This is a genomic window from Sphingomonas sp. Leaf412 (assembly GCF_001425405.1).
Lineage (GTDB): Bacteria > Pseudomonadota > Alphaproteobacteria > Sphingomonadales > Sphingomonadaceae > Sphingomonas.
Genome location: NZ_LMQP01000004.1, coordinates 305,273 through 323,522, shown reverse-complemented (window position 1 = coordinate 323,522; position 18,250 = coordinate 305,273). Strand labels below are relative to the sequence as shown.

Sequence of the window (18,250 nt, the reverse complement as noted above, 5' to 3'; positions counted from 1 at the left end):
GGGTAGGACGGGGATGGTTAGGATCGCGTGAAGGCGGTGCCGTCCTCCATGCCGCGGCGCGGTGGACGGCGGGACGGGCCGGGCGTGCCCGCTACCCCACCGCCCGCCCGTGTCCCTGCCAGTATGGTGCGCGCAGCTCGCGGCGCAGGACCTTGCCCGACGGATTGCGCGGCAGGACGGGGATGAACTCCACCGATTTGGGCGCCTTGTACCCCGCGATCCGCGCGCGTGCCCAGTCGATCACCGCCTGCGCATCCGGCGCCGCGCCCTCGGCAAGGACCACCAGCGCCTTCACCGCCTCGCCCCAGCGCGCGTCGGGGACCCCGATCACCGCCACGTCCGCGACGCCCGGGCAGCCCGCGATCGCATTCTCCACCTCCGCGGGATAGACGTTCTCCCCGCCCGACACGATCATGTCCTTGATCCGGTCGTGGACGTGATAATAGCCGTCGGCATCGCGATAGCCCGCGTCCCCGGTGCGCAGCCATCCGCCCGCCAGGGCCTCCGCCGTCGCCTCCGCGCGGTTCCAGTATCCCTTCATGACGATGTCGCCGCGGATCATGATCTCCCCGATCTCGTCGTCGCCCAGCGCGTTGCCGTCGGGGTCGAAGATCGCCATTTCCACCCCCGGCCATGGCTTCCCGCACGACGTCAGCCGCCCCGGCTCGTCGTGGCTGCCGGGCGACAGCGTCGATCCGCTGCCCGCCGATTCGGTCATGCCGTAGAATTGCACGAAGCCGCAGCCAAACACCTCCCGCGCGCGGATCAGCGTCGCCTCCGAAATCGGCGAGGCGCCATAGGCGATCGTCTTAAGCGCCGGGAACGATGCGCCGTGGATCGCGGGCGATTGCAGCAGCATGCCGATCAGCGCGGGCGCCAGGAAGCCGTGCGCCATCCGCTCCGACTGCATCAGCGCGATGACATCCGCCGGCACAAAATCCCTGACCAGCAGGATGCGCCCGCCCTGCGCCAGCCCGGTGAAGCACAGGTTGGTGCCCGCGACATGGAACAGCGGCATGACGGTCAGCACCACGTCGCCGGGATCGTAGGCGAAGCCGTCGACCGCGGTCGCCAGTTCCAGGAAGCGGCGATAGGTGAAATTCGTCAGCACCACGCCCTTGGGAAGGCCGGTCGTGCCGCTAGTGTACAGCTGTAGCACGTCGTCGTCCATCCGCGGCGCATCGGCGGGCGGGTCGCCGCCGCCGGACAGGAACGTGTCGAGCGGCTCGAACGCGGGATGCGCACCATACAGCGCCACCAGTCGCGGCTTGTCCGACAGGTCCGCGACCGCCGCCAGCGCGGTGGCGAAGAAATCCTCGCCCACCAGGAGCAGTTTCGGTGCCGCGTCGCCCAGGATGAAACCGATCTCGTGCGCGGTCAGGCGGCAGTTGATCGGCGCCAGGCACGCCCGCGCCCGCGCCGCGCCGAAGAAGGCGGCGAACCAGCCGTCGTGGTTCTTGGCCAGCAACGCCACGCGGTCCCCCGCCCCGATACCCGCGGCGACCAGCGCCGCGGCCATCCGTGCGCTGGCCGAATCGAGCGCGGCATAGGTCGTGTCGCGCCCCTCGAACGATACTGCGACGGCATCGCCGCGCACCGCCGCCTGCGCCGCGGGAATGTCCGCCAACGTGCGGATCGCATCCAGATCGAACAATCGCCCCTCCTCTTTTGGCGGCAGGATGTCGGATCGCCGCCGACGTGTCCATCGTCGCCGGCGGGCGGCGGGGACGACCGCAATTCATGCCTAACCGCCCGTTAACCATGGCCCCCCAACCGGCGTTAACCACGCAGCCGCTACGTCCCGATCGACCGAAGCGGAGGGCGAGCGGCCGTCCGCACCCGGGGGATGACGACAGTGCTGGACGATGGTGATGCGCTGCCGTGCGCGGCGCAGGCGGAGGCGTGCGCCCCGGAAATGACGGGCGCCGCGACGGGGGCGGGGAAGGGCGCCGGCGCAATCGGCGCCGCCCTGTTCCTAGCCGCGTGCGGCGGTGGCGGCGACGGTGGTGGCGGTGCGACCGGCGACGTGGGCGGCGGCATCGCGGGACCGACCCCGGTGCCGACCCCCGCGGCGACGCCGACCCCGACGACCCCGATCGTGGTGGTGGAGGCCAAGCCCACCGCCGCGGAGGCGAGCCGCTTCCTGCACCAGGCCACGATGGGCGCCACGCGCGCCGGTATCGAGGCGGTGATGGCGAAGGGCTATGCCGCGTGGCTGGACGAACAATTCGCCACCGCGCGCGAAACCAGCCACTGGGACTGGCTGGTCGCGGGCGGCTTCAACGTGTCCGGCAACATGTTCAACGAAAGCGGCTTCGACGCGACGATGTGGCGGCAGCTGATCGTCGATCCGGCGCAGCTGCGCCAGCGCGTCGGCATGGCGTTGCTGGAGATACTGGTCGTCGGCATCTCGGGAATCGGCGGGGCGTACCGCCAGTTCGCGATGGCGGCCTATGTCGACCTGCTGCTGGACAAGGCGTTCGGCAATTACCGCGATATCCTGGACGCGGTGACCTTCAGCCCCGCGATGGGCAGCTTCCTGACCTTCATGGGCAATCGCAAGGCGAACCCGTCCACCGGCGCGATGCCGGACGAGAATTATGCGCGCGAACTGCTCCAGCTGTTCACGATCGGGTTGCAGCAGCTGAACATGGACGGCAGCGTGAAGACCGCCAACGGCGCCGTGCTGGAAACCTATACGTCGGCCGACGTCTCCGGCCTGGCGCGCGTGTTCACCGGGTTGAACTGGGCATCGACCGACAATAGCACGCCGGACCGCCTGCGGCTGCCGCTGGTCATGAACGCCTCGTTCCACGAAAGCGGGCCGTCCACCTTCCTGGGCACGACCGTGTCGGGGGACGGCGTGGCGGCCATCCGTACCGCGCTGGATGCCATCTTCGCGCATCCCAACGTCGCGCCGTTCATTGCGAAGCAGCTGATCCAGAAGCTGGTCACGTCCAATCCCACCCCCGCCTATATCGCGCGTGTCGCCGCGGTGTTCGCGAACAACGGGTCGGGCGTGCGCGGCGACCTGAAGGCCGTGGTGCGTGCCATCCTGCTGGACGCGGAGGCGCGGTCGGCGGCGGCGCTGACCAGCACGTCGGCGGGCAAGCTGCGCGAGCCGATCATGCGGCTGACCGCGTGGGCGCGCGCGTTCAAGGTCGCGTCGCCGTCGGGCGCCTGGGCGTTCGGCGATACCTCCGCGGTCACGAACCGGCTCGGCCAGTCGCCGGGACGCAGCGGCAGCGTCTTCAACTTCTTCCGCCCCGGCTACACCCCGCCCGCCACGCGCCTGTCCGACGCCGGGCTGCTCGCACCGGAATTCCAGCTGGCGAACGAACAGTCGGTGGTGGGCTATATCAACTACATGCAGGTCACCGTCGGCAACGGCGCGGGCGATGCGAAGGCCGATTACGCCGACATGCTGGCGAAGGCGGGCGACAGCGACGCGCTGGTGGAGGAGGCGAACCTGCTGCTCGCCGCGGGACAATTGTCCCCCGCCACCGTGCAGACGATCCGGACCGCGGTGGACAGCGTGTCGATGACGCTGGGCACCGGCCCGATCAACCGTGTCGGCATCGCGGTCCTCCTGACGCTCGCCGCCCCCGAATTCCTGACGCTGAAATGATCGCGAGGATACGTCCATGAGCCAGTTCCAGCACGACCAGTCGCGCCGCGCCTTCCTGAAGCGTGCGGGCGCGCTCGGCATGGCGGGGGTCGCCGCGCCCTTCGTCACCAGCCTGGGCGCGATCGGCGAGGCGGCCGCCGCGACCAACAGCGATTACAAGGCGCTGGTCTGCGTCTTCCTGTACGGCGGCATGGACTATGCCAACACGTTGGTCCCGTACGATACCGCCGGCCACGCGCAATATCTGGCCGCGCGGCAGAATATCGCGATCCAGCGCGACGCGCTGGCCGCCACCGCGCTGACGCCGTCGGCGGACCTGAAGGGCGGGCGGCACTATGCGCTGGCACCGACGATGGCGTCGCTGAAGCCGCTGTTCGACGCCGGGCGGATGGCCCCGATCCTGAACGTCGGCACGTTGGTCGAACCGACCACGAAGGCGCAATACCAGGCCAGATCGGTGCGCCTGCCCCCGAAGCTGTTCAGCCACAACGACCAGCAGAGCTATTTCATGGCGTCGCAGCCGGAAGGCGCGACGTCGGGCTGGGGCGGGCGGATCGGCGACCTGTTCCAGGGCGGGAACGGTGCCGCGACGCTGACGTGCATCAACGCCAGCGGTAATGCGGTCTACCTGACGGGGCGCAACGCGATCCAGTACGCCACGGGCACCGGCGGCCCGGTCGCGCTGCTTAACAACGCCTCGACCCTGTACACGTCGGGCGCGGCGCAGCAGGCGCTCAAGACGCTGATGACCACCGCGCCGGGGCACATGATGGGTGCGGAACATGCCGCGATCTCGAAACGCGCGCTGGATACCTACGCGCAGGTCGCCGGGGCGCTGTCGGGTGCGCCCACGTCGGCCTTCCCCCTGTTTCCCACCAACAACACGCTGGCGGATCAGCTGAAGATGGTAGCGCGCATGATCTCCGTCTCCGCCGACCTCGGCGCGCGGCGGCAGGTCTTTTTCGTTTCGATGGGCGGGTTCGACCTGCACGACAATCTGGCGACCCAGCATCCGGTGCTGATGGGCCGCGTCGCCGACGCGATGCGCGCGTTCCACGATACGACCGTCGCCCTGGGCGTGTCGGAAAAGGTGACCAGCTTCACCGCCTCCGATTTCGGTCGGACATTGGTGTCGAACGACGACGGCTCCGACCACGGCTGGGGATCGATGCACTTCGTCGTCGGCGGCGCGGTAAAGGGGCGGCGCTTCTACGGCGAGGCGCCCGATATCGGCAACGGCACCGCGCACGACGTGGGGCAGGGGCGGCTGATCCCCGGCATCGCGGTCGATCAATATGCCGCGACCCTGGCGACGTGGTTCGGCGTACCCGCCGGTGACCTGTCGACGGTGCTGCCCAATATCGGCAATTACGACGCCTCGACGCGCGACCTGGGTTTCCTGTAACCGTCGACACGGGTTGATTTGCGTCAACCGCGCGCCGACAGGGGCGCGATGACGGACGCAGGCGACACCATGGACGCGGTGGGCGGCGGACCGGGGGCGCTGCCCCGGTTCGATCGCTATCGCGCGCTGTTCGACGCGATGGACGAGGGTTTCTGCATCATCCGTTTCCTCGACGGTCCGCACGGCCCGTTGAGCGACTACGTCCATGTCGAGGCGAACGCCGCCTACGCCCTGAACGCGGGCATTCCCGACGTGGTCGGGCAGCGGCTGCGCACGATGGTGCCGGACGAGGCCGACGCGTGGCTGGCGCGCTACGGGGAAGTGCTGCGCACCGGGACGCCGATCCGGTTCGAGCAGGAACTGGTCGCCACCCGCCGCGTCCTGGACGTCTCCGCCTTTCGCGTCGGGCCGCCGGAGGACCGGCTGGTCGCCGTCCTGTTCAAGGATGCGACCGCGCGGCGTCGGGCGGAGGAGGCGCTGGAGGCACGTGTCTCCGCCGCGTTGGCGGAACGGCGGCTGCTGGCCAACCTGGTCGACGGCAGCGACGCGTTCGTCCAGGTGATCGACATGGACGGGCGCTGGCGCGCGATCAACAAGGCGGCGGCGATCGAGTTCGAGCGGATCTACGGCGTGCGGCCCGAAGTCGGCCTTCGCGCCGCCGACCTGCTCGCCGACCGGCCCGATCAGGCGCGCAAGGTGGCCGCGGTATGGGAACGCGCACTGGCGGGCGAACCGTTCGTGGAGGTCGACGTCTTCGGCGATCCGGACCGCGACCAGCGTGCGTACGAAATGCGCTACAACGTCCTGCGCGACGACGAGGGGCGGCAGATCGGCGCGTATCAATTCGTCTACGACGTGACCGAGCGCCTGGCCGAACAGACCCGGCTGGCGGAGGCGGAGGAGGCGCTGCGCCAGGCGCAGAAGATGGAGGCGGTCGGCCAGCTGACGGGCGGGCTGGCGCATGATTTCAACAACCTGCTGGCGGGCATATCGGGCGCGCTGGAGATGATCGGCGTCAGGCTGGCGCAGGGCCGCGGCGCCGACGTCGACCGTTACCTGACCGCGGCGCAGAGCGCGACGCGGCGCGCGGCGGCGCTGACGCATCGACTGCTCGCCTTCTCCCGCCGGCAGACGCTGTCGCCCAGCGCGATCGTCATCAACAACCTGCTGCCCGACCTGATCGAACTGGTGCGCCGCACCGTCGGCCCGCAGTTCGTGGTGGAAACCGCCGCCTCCGCCGGGTTGTGGACGACGCTGGTCGACGCCAACCAGCTCGAGAACGCGATCCTGAACCTGTGCATCAACGCGCGCGACGCGATGCCCGACGGCGGCCGGATCACGATCGAGACCGCCAACAAGTGGCTCGACCTGCGCACCGCGGTCGAGCGCGGGCTCGATCCCGGACAATATGTCACCGTCTCGGTCAGCGACACGGGCACGGGGATCGAGAAGGAATTGCTCGACCGCGTGTTCGACCCGTTCTTCACCACCAAGCCGATCGGGGAGGGGACGGGCCTCGGCCTGTCGATGGTCTACGGCTTCGCGCGGCAGAGCCACGGGCACGTACGATTGTATTCCGAGGTCGGCCAGGGGACGACCGTCTGCATCTACCTGCCGCGCCATGTCGGCGAGGCGGACGGCCCCGCGGATACGGTCGCGATGCCAGAGGCGGCGGGGGACGACGGGCGTGGCACGATCCTGGTCGTCGACGATGAGCCGACGGTGCGGATGCTGGTGGTCGATGCGCTGGCCGACCGCGGCTATGCCTGCGTCGAGGCGGCGGACGGGCCGAGCGGACTGCGGCTGCTGGAGGCGACCGCGGGGATCGACCTGCTCATCACCGACGTGGGCCTGCCGGGCGGCATGAACGGGCGGCAGGTGGCGGACGCGGCGCGCGCCATGCGGCCTGGGCTGCGCGTCCTGTTCATCACCGGCTATGCCGAGAATGCGGTGCTGAACCACGGCCATATCTCGCCGGGGATGGAGGTGCTGACCAAGCCGTTCGCGGTCGAGGAACTGGCGGGACGCGTCGCGCGCCTGCTGCGCTGACCGGGAATTTTAGGCCGCGACGGACTTGCGCGGGGAACCGCCGGCGGCGTGGAACTTTATGCGCGGGTGGGGAACGGGGTCTTTTCGTCTGGCGGTGCGCCGCAATCGGTGTTCGCGACGTTCGGCGTTGAGGCGGAGCGGCTCGCGACGTTGACGTGGGTCATGGTCGGCGGCGCGGTGGTCATCGCGCTGGCCGTCGCGGCGTTGTTCATCGTTGCGATCCGCGCGAAGGAAGGGGCCCTGACCCACCGCGGCGGCATGCGTCTGCTGTTGTGGGCAGGGGGCGTGGTTCCCACGATCATCCTCTTCACCCTGCTGGTCGCCACGTTGCCGCAGATGCGCCCGATCCGCGCCGAGCCGGGCGACCTGCGCATCGCGGTCCAGGGCGAACAATTCTGGTGGCGCGTCCGCTACCAGCCACCGGGCGCCCCCGCGGTCGTCGCGGCGAACGAGGTGCGGGTGCCGGTCGGCCGGACCGTCGCCTTCTCGCTGACCGCGGGCGACGTGCTGCACAGTTTCTGGATCCCCGGCCTGGCCGGGAAGGTCGACATGGTTCCCGGCCGCGCCAACGCGCTGGTCGTGCGCGCGACGAAGGCAGGGCGCTATCGCGGGCAATGCGCCGAATTCTGCGGCCTCAGCCACGCATTGATGGCGTTCGACGTCGTCGCGATGGAGCCCGCGGCGTTCGAGGCGTGGCTGTCCGCGCAGCGCCGCGACGCCGCCGCCGACGACGCGACCTTCGCCGCGTACGGCTGCGGCGGTTGCCACGCCGTGCGCGGCACCGCGCACGCCGGCGCGATCGGACCCGACCTGACTCATCTGGCGACGCGGCCGACCCTGGGGGCGGGGATGCAGGCGATGACGCCCGCCAACCTCGTCCGCTTCGTGCGCGACGCGCCATCGGTGAAGCCCGGTGCGCGGATGCCCGCCTATCCGCAGATGACCGACGCCGAGGCGATCCGGATCGCACGCTATCTGGAAACCCTGAAATGAGCCTTCACGCGCAGGACGATCCGGCCCTTCGCGCCGCGCAGGAAGACCGCCTGCGCGCGACGTGGAAGCCGCCGCAGGGCCTGTTCCTGCGCTGGACCGACACGAACAACAACCGCGTCGGCATCTGGTATACGCTGACCGCGTTCGGCTTCATGCTATTCGCGGGCGTATTGGCGCTCATCATGCGCACGCAGCTGGCGGTGCCGGACAACGACCTGGTCACCGCGAACACCTTCAACCAGCTGTTCACGCTGCACGGCTCGATGATGATGTTCCTGTTCGCCGTCCCGATGTTCGAGGCGGTGTCGATCATCCTGCTGCCGCAGCTTTTGGGCGCGCGCGACCTGCCGTTCCCGCGATTGAGCGCGTTCGGTTACTGGTCGTTCCTGATCGGCGGCGTGTTCGTGTCGGGCTCGATCTTCTTCGACGCCGCGCCTGACGGCGGATGGTTCATGTATCCGCCCTTCACCACCCGCACGGACCTCAGCGGGCTGGGCGCGGACATCTGGATGCTGGGCCTCAGCTTCATCGAGGTATCGTCGGTCGCCGCCGCGGTCGAACTGATCGTCGGCGTCCTGAAATGCCGGCCGCCGGGGATGCGGCTGAACCTGATGCCGCTCTACGCCTGGTATATCCTGGTCGTGGCGGTGATGATCCTGTTCGCCTTCCCGCCGTTGATCGCGGGGGATATCCTGTTCGAACTGGAGCGGCTGCTTGGCTGGCCGTTCTTCGACCAGGCGCGGGGCGGCGATCCGATCCTGTGGCAGCACCTGTTCTGGATCTTCGGCCATCCGGAGGTCTACATCGTCTTCCTGCCGTCGATCGCGCTGTTCGCGATGATCGTGCCGACCTTCGCGCGGCGGCACTTGCTGGGTTATCCGTGGATCGTGCTGGCGGCGGTGGGGACGGCGTTTCTGTCGTTCGGGCTGTGGGTCCACCACATGTTCACGACCGGCCTGCCGAAGATCAGCCTCGCCTTCTTCTCCGCGGCATCCGAAGCGGTCGCGATCCCGACGGGTATCCAGATCTTCGCTTTCATTGCCACTTTGTGGGCGGGGCGCGTCGTGTGGTCGACGCCGTTGCTGTACGCGGTGGGATCGATCGCGATCTTCGTCATCGGCGGGCTGACCGGCGTGATGGTCGCGATCGCGCCGTTCGACTGGCAGGCGCACGACACCTATTTCATCGTCGCGCACCTGCATTACGTGCTGATCGGCGGGACGCTGATCCCGCTGTTCGGCGGGCTGTATTATTACTGGCCGCTCATCACCGGCAAGAAGCTGTCGGACCGGATGGGGCGGACCGCGTTCTGGCTGTTGTTCGTCGGCGTGAACCTCACCTTCTTCCCGATGCACTTCAGCGGCCTGATGGGGATGCCGCGGCGCGTGTTCACCTATCCCGGCGACTTGGGCGTCGATGCGTTCAACATGGCGTCGACGCTGGGATCGTACGTGTTCGCGTTCGGCGTCGCGATCATCTGCGTCGATCTGGCGCGCAGCCCGTGGCGGGCGAAGGCGACGCGCAATCCGTGGCAGGCGGGGACGCTGGAATGGTTGGCGCACCCGGACGACGAGGATTGGGGCATCCGGTCCGTCCCCTTAATCGAAAGCCGCTACCCGATCTGGGACCAGAAGGACTTCGTGCGCAAGGTGGACGAGGGTCGTTTCTTCCTGCCGGATGCGGAGGAGGGACGGCGCGAGACGATCGTGACGACGGTGCTGGATGCGCGGCCGTTGCAGGTGCTGCGGCTGGGCGGGCCGTCGTGGAAGCCGATGGCGACCGCGGTGGCGCTGGGCAGCGTCTTCATCCTGACGACCTATCACCTGTACTGGTGGTCGCTCGTCGGGGCGGTCGCGACGCTGGCCATGGTGCTGTGGTGGCTGTGGACCGGCACCGCGGAAATCCCCGAAAAGGACGAGAAGCCGATCGGTCACGGCATCACGCTGCCGATCTATATATCGGGCACGTCGGCGAGCGGGTGGTGGGCGATGTTCATCACGATGCTGGCCGACATGACCGCCTTCTCCGGTCTCGTCTTCGGCTATTTCTTCTTCTGGACCCGGCATGAGGATTTCCCGCCGTCGGGCGCGGGGCTGGACGGGCCGGGCGTGTTCTGGCCGATGGCCGCGTTGACGCTGACACTGGTCAGCTGGGCGATGACGGTGGCGGCGCGGGAGAGCAATGCGCGCGGCGCGGTGGGCGCGGCGCGCGGGTTGCTGGCGGCGGGCGCGGCGCTGTCGCTCGCGGCGATCGGCGCGGGACTGGCGGGACCGTGGGTGACCGGGCTGGAACCGACGCTCCACGTCTATCCCGCGATCGTCTGGACGCTTGCGATCTGGACCACCGCGCATTCGGGCGTGGGCGCGATTTGCCAGCTCTATACCCTCGCGCGCAGCATCGCGGGGCGGATGACGCCGCGGCACGATGCCGACGTGCGCAACATCACCGTCTATCATCACTTCCTCGCCGTCACCGCGATCGTGACCTACGCCACGATCGGCCTGTTCCCGGTGCTGTCGTGAGCGACCGGAAGCCCAGCCGGATGCGCGACGGGTTGCGCACGCGCATCCTGGAGCTGAAGGTGACGTTGTGGACGCTGATCGTGCCGCCGACGGTGTGGGCGGTCCATTTCCTGTTCTGCTACCTGTGGGTCGCGATCAGTTGCGCGAAGGCAGGGGGCTTCCCGCGGTTTCCGGCGGCGTTCGTCGCGGGCACGACGATCGCGCTGCTGGTGATCGTCGCGTCGGGGACGATCGCGTGGATCCAGTCGCGGCGACCGGGCGATCCGCCGCCGCACGACGGGTCGACCGACACCGACCGGCTCCGCTTCCTCGCGGCGGCGACGATGCTGCTGGCCGCGCTCAGTTTCGTGGCGGTCCTGTTCACTGCCGCGCCCGCGCTGATGTTGACGGATTGCCGGTGACCGCGGTCGGCATCCTGGTCGCGATCGTGGCGACGGTGCTGGCCTTCGCGGGGCTGGGGATGACCGGGCATATGGCGGCGCACATGAGCGCGGTGGCGGTGGCGGCGCCGGTGCTGGCCTTCGGACTCCCTCTATCCTCCGCGAAGAGCGTCGGGGTGAGGGGCCGCCAGACAATGCTGCGTTCGTGGCTGCCCCTCACCCAACCCTCTTCCCGCGGGGAAGAGGGCGGCAGCAACTCCCCCCTCCTCTGGGCGGCGGTCGAGTTCGCGATCGTGTGGGCGTGGCACGTCCCCGCCCTTCGCGACGTCGCGGACATGTCGGTCGCGGTCGCGCTGCTCGAACAGGCGATGTTCCTCGGCGTCGGCGTTATGCTGTGGCGCGCCGCGTTCGCGCAACCCGCGGCGGGCGTGGCGGCGTTGCTGCTGACGTCGATGCACATGACGCTGCTGGGCGCGCTGATCGGCCTCGCGCCGCGGCCCCTGTACGCGATGATGGCGATGCATCCCGCGCCGGGGCTGGACGCGCTGGCGGACCAGCAGCTGGGCGGCGTCGTCATGCTGCTGGTCGGCGGGGCGAGCTATTGCCTCGGCGGGCTGTGGCTGCTGTCCACCCTGCTTCGAAAGCCTGCGACATGACGATCCGGATCACCTGGAAACGCGTCGTTGCGGCGCTGGTCGCAATCCTCGCCGCCGTCCTGCTGGCGGCATGGTCGGGGGTCATCACGGTCGCGGCGTCGTCGGGGCATTGGGCGGTGACCGACTGGTTCCTGCACTGGACGATGCGCAATTCGGTGCGGACGCATGCGTGGCTGGATTCGCCGAACGAGCCTATCGCGCGCGACGGACAATTGGTCAGCGCGGCGGGACATTTCGCCGCCGCCTGCGCCTCGTGCCACGGTGCGCCGGGTGTCCGCCCGTCGCCGGTGATGCAGCAGGCGACGCCCCCCGCACCCGACCTGACCCGGCTGGATTCGGACAAGTGGAGCGACACGCAGCTCAACTGGATCCTGACGCACGGGGTGAAGATGACGGGCATGCCCGCCTGGGGCGCGGAGGATCGCCCGGACGAGGTGCGGCGGATGGTCGCCTTCGTCCGCCGCCTGCCCTCCCTGACCGCGGCGCAATATCGCGCGCTGTCGGGCGAGGCGGCGGGGGCCGGGACGGTCGGCGTGGCGGGGGTGAGCAGCGGGACGCTGGCGGGGTGCGTCGCGTGCCACGGTCCGGACGGACGCGGGCGCGGGCAGGGCGACATTCCCGTGCTGGGCGGTCAGGACGCCGCGTATCTGGAGCGTGCGCTGGCGGACTATGGCGCCAACCGGCGGGCGAGCGCGGTGATGCAGAACGCCGCCGCGACGCTGACCGCGGACGAACGGCGCGCGCTGGCGCGGCATTTCGCGGCCATGCCGGGCCTGGGCGCGGTGCCGTCGGGCGGCGCACGGGCGCGGGAGATCGTCGAGCGCGGAATGCCCGCGATCCAGCTTTCGGCCTGCGCCAGTTGCCACGCGGCGGGCAAGCGTCAGCCGGTGCTGGCGGGGCAGAAGGCCGAGTATATCGCGCAACGGCTGTGGCACTGGCGTGGCGAGAAGGAGGTCGTGGACGCGCGCAAACCGCAGGACGCGATGGCGGTGATCGCGCGGCGCATTCCCGAGGACATGGTCGAGCCGCTCGCGCGTTACCTTGCGGGTGCGCCCGCCGCCCCGTAACGCGACCTGCCCGAAGGAGAATATTCCGTGAAGACCAGAGCCGCCGTCGCGTTCGAGGCGAAGAAGCCGCTGGAGATCGTCGAACTCGACCTGGAGGGCCCGAAGGCGGGCGAGGTGCTGGTCGAGATCATGGCGACGGGCATCTGCCACACCGACGCCTATACGCTCGACGGGCTGGACAGCGAGGGCCTGTTCCCCAGCGTGCTGGGGCACGAGGGCGCGGGCATCGTGCGGGAAGTCGGCGCGGGCGTGACCAGCGTCGTGCCCGGCGACCACGTCATCCCGCTGTACACGCCCGAATGCCGCCAGTGTAAGTCGTGCCTGTCGGGCAAGACCAACCTGTGCACCGCGATCCGCGCGACGCAGGGCAAGGGCCTGATGCCCGACGGCACGACCCGCTTTTCGTACAAGGGGCAGCCGATCTTTCACTACATGGGCTGTTCCACCTTCAGCAATTTTACCGTCCTGCCCGAGATCGCGGTGGCGAAGATCCGGACCGACGCGCCGTTCGACACCAGTTGCTATGTCGGGTGCGGCGTCACCACCGGTGTCGGCGCGGTGGTGCATACCGCGAAGGTGCAGCCGGGCGACACCGTGGTCGTGTTCGGGCTGGGCGGCATCGGGCTGAACGTGATCCAGGGCGCGAAGCTGGCGGGGGCGAAGATGATCGTCGGCGTCGACATCAATCCCGATCGCGAGGAATGGGGTCGCCGGTTCGGGATGACGCATTTCGCGAACCCGAAAGATGTCGGCGATATCGTCGCGCACATCGTCGCGCTGACCGACGGCGGCGCGGACTACAGCTTCGATGCGACGGGCAATACCGACGTCATGCGGCAGGCGCTGGAATGCTGCCACCGCGGCTGGGGCACGTCGATCGTGATCGGCGTGGCGGAGGCGGGGAAGGAGATATCGACCCGTCCGTTCCAGCTGGTGACCGGCCGCAACTGGCGCGGCACCGCGTTCGGCGGCGCGCGTGGGCGGACCGACACGCCAAAGATCGTCGACTGGTATATGGACGGGATGATCCAGATCGATCCGATGATTACCCACCGGCTGACGCTGGAGGAGATCAACAAGGGCTTCGACCTGATGCACGCGGGCGAGAGCATCCGGAGCGTGGTGATCTATTGAGCCGTGCTCCCCTCCCTGAAAGGGAGGGGCTGGGGGTGGGTGCGGGCCGGGCGATACGCTCGCTCCGCGCCCTGACCTTGCCGTATCTCGAAGGTCCGACCCGCCCCCTCCCTTTCAGGGAGGGGAGCTACCCCGCCCGCACGTCCCGGAACGCTATCGTCCGGTCGACCTCCGGTTCCTTGGGCAGGCCCAGCACGCGTTCGCCGATGATGTTGCGCTGAATCTGGTCCGTGCCGCCGCCGATCGAGGTGAAATAGGCGTTGAGCGCGAGGAAGTTGGCGTCCTCCGCGCGCGGATGGTCCGGCCCTTCCAGCAGGCTTTCGGGTCCCAGCAGCAACGTGCGGACGCGCGCGTCCTCGTGCAGGATGCGGCTCATCGCCAGCTTGCCCAGCGACATGATCGGCGACGACGTGCCCTGCGCCATCTCCGCCTTCGCGCGGCGCGTGTTGAGCGCGTTCAGCGTGCGCCAAGCGATCGCCTGCGCCACGCGTTGCCGCACGACGGGATCGCCCAGCCGCCCCGCCTCGCGCGCCAGCGCCAGCAGGTCGTTCCCGCCCGCCCCCGATCGCGGCCCGCGCGCGCGGTCGCCCATGACCGAGCGTTCGTAGGCAAGCGCGGTCTGCAACACGCCCCAGCCGCCGTTCAGCGGGCCGAGCAGATTGTCCTCCGGCACGAAGGCGTCGTCGATGAACACCTCGTTGAAATGCGCCTCGTCCGTGATCTGGCGCAGCGGACGGACGGTGACGCCGTCCTGCTTCATCGGCAGGAAGAAGAAGCTGATGCCGCGATGCTTGGGCACGTCCCAGTCGGTGCGCGCGATCAGCATGCCGTAGTCGGCCACCGCCGCGCCGCTGGTCCACACCTTCTGCCCCGTCACGCGCCAGCCGCCGTCGACCCTGTCGGCGCGGGTGCGGACCGCGGCCAGATCGCTGCCCGCGCCGGGTTCGGAATACAGCAGGCACATGCCGACCTCGCCCGCCAGCAATTGCGGGACGACCTCGCGCTTGAACGCATCGGTGGCGTGCGCGAGCGCGGTGTTGGCCCACAGGTTCGTGCGGTCCTGCCCCGCGCCGGGCGCGCCGACGCGGGCGAAGGCGCGCTCGACCAGCCGCGCCTGCGCATCCGGCAGGTCGCGGCCGTACCAGTCGGCGGACCAGCGTGGCACGGCCCAGCCGGCGTCCCTTACCTGCGCCAGCCATGCGGCGCGCGGATCGCGGCCGAACTGCTCGTGGGAATCGGGCGCGCCCTTCCAATGCGCGGCCAGCCAGGCGTCTACCTCGGCGATGAGGTGATCGTCGGTCATGCCGCTGCCTCCAGTGCCGTCAGGTAGCGATCGCGCCACCGGTCGCCGTCGCCGAACAATTGCGCCCCCGATCGCGCGCGACGCAGGTACAGGTGCGCGGGGTGATCCCAGGTGAAGGCGATCCCGCCATGCATCTGGATCCCGTCGGCGGCGACGCGGACGAAGGCGTCGGCGCAAGCGAAGGCGGCGAGCGCGACCGCGGCGTCGCGACCGGGCGCGTCCTCCTCGACCTGGCGCGCGGCGTCGCGCGCGGCGCTGACGGCGCTTTCCACCTCCAGCAGCAGGTCGGCGGCCATGTGCTTGACTGCCTGGAAGCTGCCGATCGCGCGGCCGAACTGGTGGCGGTCGCGCGCATAGGCGATCGTGCGGTCCAGCATCGCGCGTGCCGCGCCCGCCTGCTCCCCCGCCAGCGCGACGATGGCGAGGTCGTGCGCGGGGCCGATCGCCTCCGGGCCCGCTACCTGCTTCACGGGGGCGTCGAAAGTGAGGTCGGCCATGCGCCGCGTGCGGTCGAAGACGGGGAGCGGAACGACGCGGACGTCGGCGCGGTCGACCGCGAACACGCCCTCGTCCGCGGCGACGAGGAAGACGTCCGCGATCCCGGCATCGGTCACGAACCGCGCGGTGCCTGCGACCCGGTCGCCGACCGTCACGTCGCCGCGCCCGGTCCAGTCGTGCGCACCCGCGAAGGCGACGGTCGCGATCCGCGAACCGTCCGCGATATCGTCCCGTAGCGGGTCGTCCGCCAGCAGCGCCGCCGCCATCGCGCAGGACAGCAGCGGCGCGGGAAGCAGCGCCGCGCCCGCCTCCTCCATCGCCAGTTCCAGCGCGGTCGGAATCGTCAGCCCCGCCAGTCCCAGGTCCGCGAGCGCGCGCCATAGCGCGGGGTCGTGCCCGTCCGGCGTGTCCATGATCCGGCGCACGTCCGCCTCGGTACAACGGTCCGCGAGCAGCCGGCGCACGCTGTCGCGCAGCGCGTCGGCTTCCGCGCGACCGAAGCCGCCATCCTCGACCGTCATTGCGTCCCCTCCGTAACCAAAGTTATGATGCGCCGGACGCGGCGGCGAATCAACCGTCGTGCGTCGGGGGAGGAACCATGCGACGGTTCGAGGGCAGGGTGGCGATCGTCACCGGCGGCGCATCGGGCATCGGCGCGGCGACCGCGCGGCTGCTGGCGCAGGACGGCGCCACGGTGGTGGTGGCGGACCTGAACGGCGATGCCGCGTGGGAAACCGCCGCGGACATCGGCGGCACCGCCTGCCCGGTCGACGTCGCGGATCGCGGCGCGGTGGAGGCGATGATCGCGGCGGCGGTCGCGGACCACGGGCGGCTCGACGTCCTGGTCAACAATGCGGGCATCGGCAGCTTCGGGAAGACGCCCGATCTCGACCCCGTCGAATGGGAACGCGTGATCGCGATCGACCTGCACGCGGTCTTCTACGCCTGCCGCGCCGCGCTGCCGCACCTGATCGCGGCGAAGGGCGTGGTGGTGAACACCGCGTCGATCTCCGGCCTCGCCGGCGACTACGGCTTCTCCGCCTATGCCGCGGCGAAGGCCGCGGTCATCAATTACACGCGGACGCTGGCGATCGATCACGCGCGCGACGGCGTGCGGGTGAATGCGCTGTGTCCCGGCCTGATCGCGACGCCGATCACCGCGGGGCTGACCCAGCTGCCCGATCTGGCGGCGGCGTGGCACGCGACGATCCCGATGGGCCGCGCGGGCACGCCGGAGGAGATGGCGCAGGCGATCGCCTTCCTCGCGTCCGACGCCGCCAGCTATATCACCGGCGCCGTGCTGGTCGCCGATGGCGGGCAGACCGCGTGGACCGGCCAGCCCAACCTGTTCCGCTACCTTGGAGACGCATGATGGTGACGATGACGGTGCTGTATCCCTATGATGCCGAGAAGCCGTTCGACGAGGCGTATTTCACCGCCACGCACGTGCCGTTGCTGAAGGAGGTGTGGGGCGATGCGGTGACGGTGGTCAGCGTCCACCACGCGCTCGCCGGCCTGTCGGGCGATCCCGCCTTTTCCACGATCGCGCAGGTCGACTTCGCCTCCATGGAGGCGTTCCAGCAGGCGATGGCGCAGCCGCGATCGGCGGAGGTGCAGGGCGACGTCGTCAATTATTCGGGCGTCGTGCCGCAGGTGCAGCTGAGCCGGAAGGTGGCGTGACGGCGAGCTGGGTCCCCGACGCCGACAGCGGCATCCGCATCCGCGAGGTCGCCGCCAACGGCCTGACGTTCGAGGTGGCGGAGGCGGGGGAGGGCGATCACCTGATCCTGTGCCTGCACGGTTTTCCCGAGCTGAACTATTCGTGGCGTCACCAGATGCCGCTGCTGGCGGCGAAGGGATATCGCGTCTGGGCGCCGAACCAGCGCGGCTATGGCGCGTCGTCGCGACCGGGCGCGGTCGCGGATTACAGCGCGGACCGGATGATCGCGGATGCCGCCGCGCTGTTCGACGCGAGCGGGGCGACGAAGCTGACGCTGGTGGCGCACGATTGGGGCGGGGCGATCGCGTGGATGTTCGCGATCAAGCGGGCGCGGCCGGTCGAGCGGCTGGTGGTGATGAACCTGCCGCACCCGATGTGCTTCGCCGCGGCGTTGCGGAAGTGGCCGCAGCGGCGCCGCAGCTGGTACATGGCGTTCTTCCAGCTGCCCTGGCTGCCCGAACGGATGCTGCTGGCGCGCGATGCGGCGGGCATCCGCAAGGCGTTCCGCGGGATGGCGGTGGACAAGGCGCGCTTTCCCGACGCGGCGCTCGACGTCTACGCCCGCGCGGCGCAGCGGCCCGGCGCGATGACCGCGATGCTGAACTGGTATCGCGCTGCCGCGCGGCACCGCGACCGCATGAAACTGGACAACGGCGGGCGCGTGGACGTGCCCACGTTGGTCATATGGGGCGAGGCGGACAGCGCGCTGGGGCTGGAAACGCTCGACGGCACCGACCGCTACGTCCGCGATCTCACGATCCGGCGATTGCCGGGCGTGTCGCACTGGGTGCAGCAGGAGGCGCCGGAGGCGGTCAACGCCATCCTTGGCGAGTGGCTGCCGGATGCGTGAGATGTAAGGCAGGCGATACCGCCCTCACCCTTCCGCGGCTTCGCC

Annotated in this window: 15 protein-coding genes; 12 read left to right on the top strand and 3 right to left on the bottom strand. The window is 69.8% G+C overall.

What is annotated here, in order from left to right; genetic code table 11:
* Positions 1-91: 91 nt before the first annotated feature.
* The gene (locus ASG29_RS15755) at positions 92-1,654 is read right to left on the bottom strand and encodes a long-chain-fatty-acid--CoA ligase (RefSeq protein ID WP_055986469.1); all 1,563 of its coding nucleotides are present in this window, start codon (positions 1,652-1,654) and stop codon (positions 92-94) included.
* 201 nt (positions 1,655-1,855) lie between these two features.
* Here ASG29_RS15755 and ASG29_RS15750 point away from each other — a divergent pair, with 201 nt between their 5' ends.
* From ASG29_RS15750 to ASG29_RS15710, 9 genes are read left to right on the top strand one after another with little or no spacing between them, the layout of a single operon-like run.
* Positions 1,856-3,628: a DUF1800 domain-containing protein gene (locus tag ASG29_RS15750; protein WP_235532965.1), complete on the top strand. Its 1,773-nt coding sequence runs from the start codon at positions 1,856-1,858 to the stop codon at positions 3,626-3,628.
* Between the two features lie 16 nt (positions 3,629-3,644).
* Positions 3,645-5,033 (top strand): DUF1501 domain-containing protein, encoded by a 1,389-nt coding sequence (locus tag ASG29_RS15745; RefSeq protein ID WP_055986467.1) that lies wholly within the window; start codon positions 3,645-3,647, stop codon positions 5,031-5,033.
* Positions 5,034-5,081: 48 nt separating this feature from the next.
* Positions 5,082-7,082, top strand: coding sequence for an ATP-binding protein (locus ASG29_RS15740; RefSeq protein WP_082516209.1), 2,001 nt, complete (start codon positions 5,082-5,084; stop codon positions 7,080-7,082).
* Positions 7,083-7,130: 48 nt separating this feature from the next.
* On the top strand, positions 7,131-8,075 hold the full coding sequence (gene coxB, locus ASG29_RS15735; RefSeq protein WP_055986463.1) for a cytochrome c oxidase subunit II: 945 nt from the start codon (positions 7,131-7,133) through the stop codon (positions 8,073-8,075).
* Positions 8,072-10,597 (top strand): cytochrome c oxidase subunit I, encoded by a 2,526-nt coding sequence (ctaD, locus tag ASG29_RS15730; protein WP_055986460.1) that lies wholly within the window; start codon positions 8,072-8,074, stop codon positions 10,595-10,597. The genes coxB and ctaD overlap by 4 nt, the downstream gene beginning before the upstream one ends.
* A gap of 20 nt (positions 10,598-10,617) precedes the next feature.
* A complete protein-coding gene (locus ASG29_RS15725; RefSeq protein ID WP_055986456.1) occupies positions 10,618-10,998 on the top strand; it encodes a hypothetical protein in 381 nt (126 codons plus the stop codon).
* On the top strand, positions 10,995-11,633 hold the full coding sequence (locus ASG29_RS15720; protein WP_235532964.1) for a cytochrome c oxidase assembly protein: 639 nt from the start codon (positions 10,995-10,997) through the stop codon (positions 11,631-11,633). The genes ASG29_RS15725 and ASG29_RS15720 overlap by 4 nt, the downstream gene beginning before the upstream one ends.
* A complete protein-coding gene (locus ASG29_RS15715) occupies positions 11,630-12,700 on the top strand; it encodes a c-type cytochrome (protein WP_055986450.1) in 1,071 nt (356 codons plus the stop codon). Before ASG29_RS15720 ends, ASG29_RS15715 begins: the two co-directional genes overlap by 4 nt.
* A 27-nt stretch (positions 12,701-12,727) precedes the next feature.
* Positions 12,728-13,834, top strand: a complete 1,107-nt coding sequence (locus tag ASG29_RS15710; RefSeq protein WP_055986447.1) for an S-(hydroxymethyl)glutathione dehydrogenase/class III alcohol dehydrogenase — start codon at positions 12,728-12,730, stop codon at positions 13,832-13,834.
* A gap of 127 nt (positions 13,835-13,961) precedes the next feature.
* Here the strand turns inward: ASG29_RS15710 and ASG29_RS15705 are convergent, their stop codons facing one another.
* Both ASG29_RS15705 and ASG29_RS15700 read right to left on the bottom strand, forming a co-directional pair.
* Positions 13,962-15,137 (bottom strand): acyl-CoA dehydrogenase family protein, encoded by a 1,176-nt coding sequence (locus ASG29_RS15705; protein WP_055986444.1) that lies wholly within the window; start codon positions 15,135-15,137, stop codon positions 13,962-13,964.
* Complete coding sequence (locus tag ASG29_RS15700) at positions 15,134-16,156, bottom strand: acyl-CoA dehydrogenase family protein (protein WP_055986440.1); 1,023 nt, start codon at positions 16,154-16,156, stop codon at positions 15,134-15,136. Before ASG29_RS15700 ends, ASG29_RS15705 begins: the two co-directional genes overlap by 4 nt.
* Positions 16,157-16,233: 77 nt before the next feature.
* On the opposite strand from ASG29_RS15700, the gene ASG29_RS15695 reads away from it, so the two are divergent.
* The 3 genes from ASG29_RS15695 to ASG29_RS15685 are packed head-to-tail and all read left to right on the top strand — an operon-like array spanning position 16,234 to position 18,205.
* Entirely contained in the window at positions 16,234-17,007 is a 774-nt protein-coding gene (locus ASG29_RS15695; protein WP_055986437.1) for an SDR family NAD(P)-dependent oxidoreductase, read from the top strand.
* Complete coding sequence (locus ASG29_RS15690) at positions 17,004-17,315, top strand: EthD family reductase (RefSeq protein ID WP_055986435.1); 312 nt, start codon at positions 17,004-17,006, stop codon at positions 17,313-17,315. Before ASG29_RS15695 ends, ASG29_RS15690 begins: the two co-directional genes overlap by 4 nt.
* A complete protein-coding gene (locus ASG29_RS15685; RefSeq protein ID WP_055986433.1) occupies positions 17,312-18,205 on the top strand; it encodes an alpha/beta fold hydrolase in 894 nt (297 codons plus the stop codon). The genes ASG29_RS15690 and ASG29_RS15685 overlap by 4 nt, the downstream gene beginning before the upstream one ends.
* The last annotated feature ends 45 nt before the right edge of the window (positions 18,206-18,250 follow it).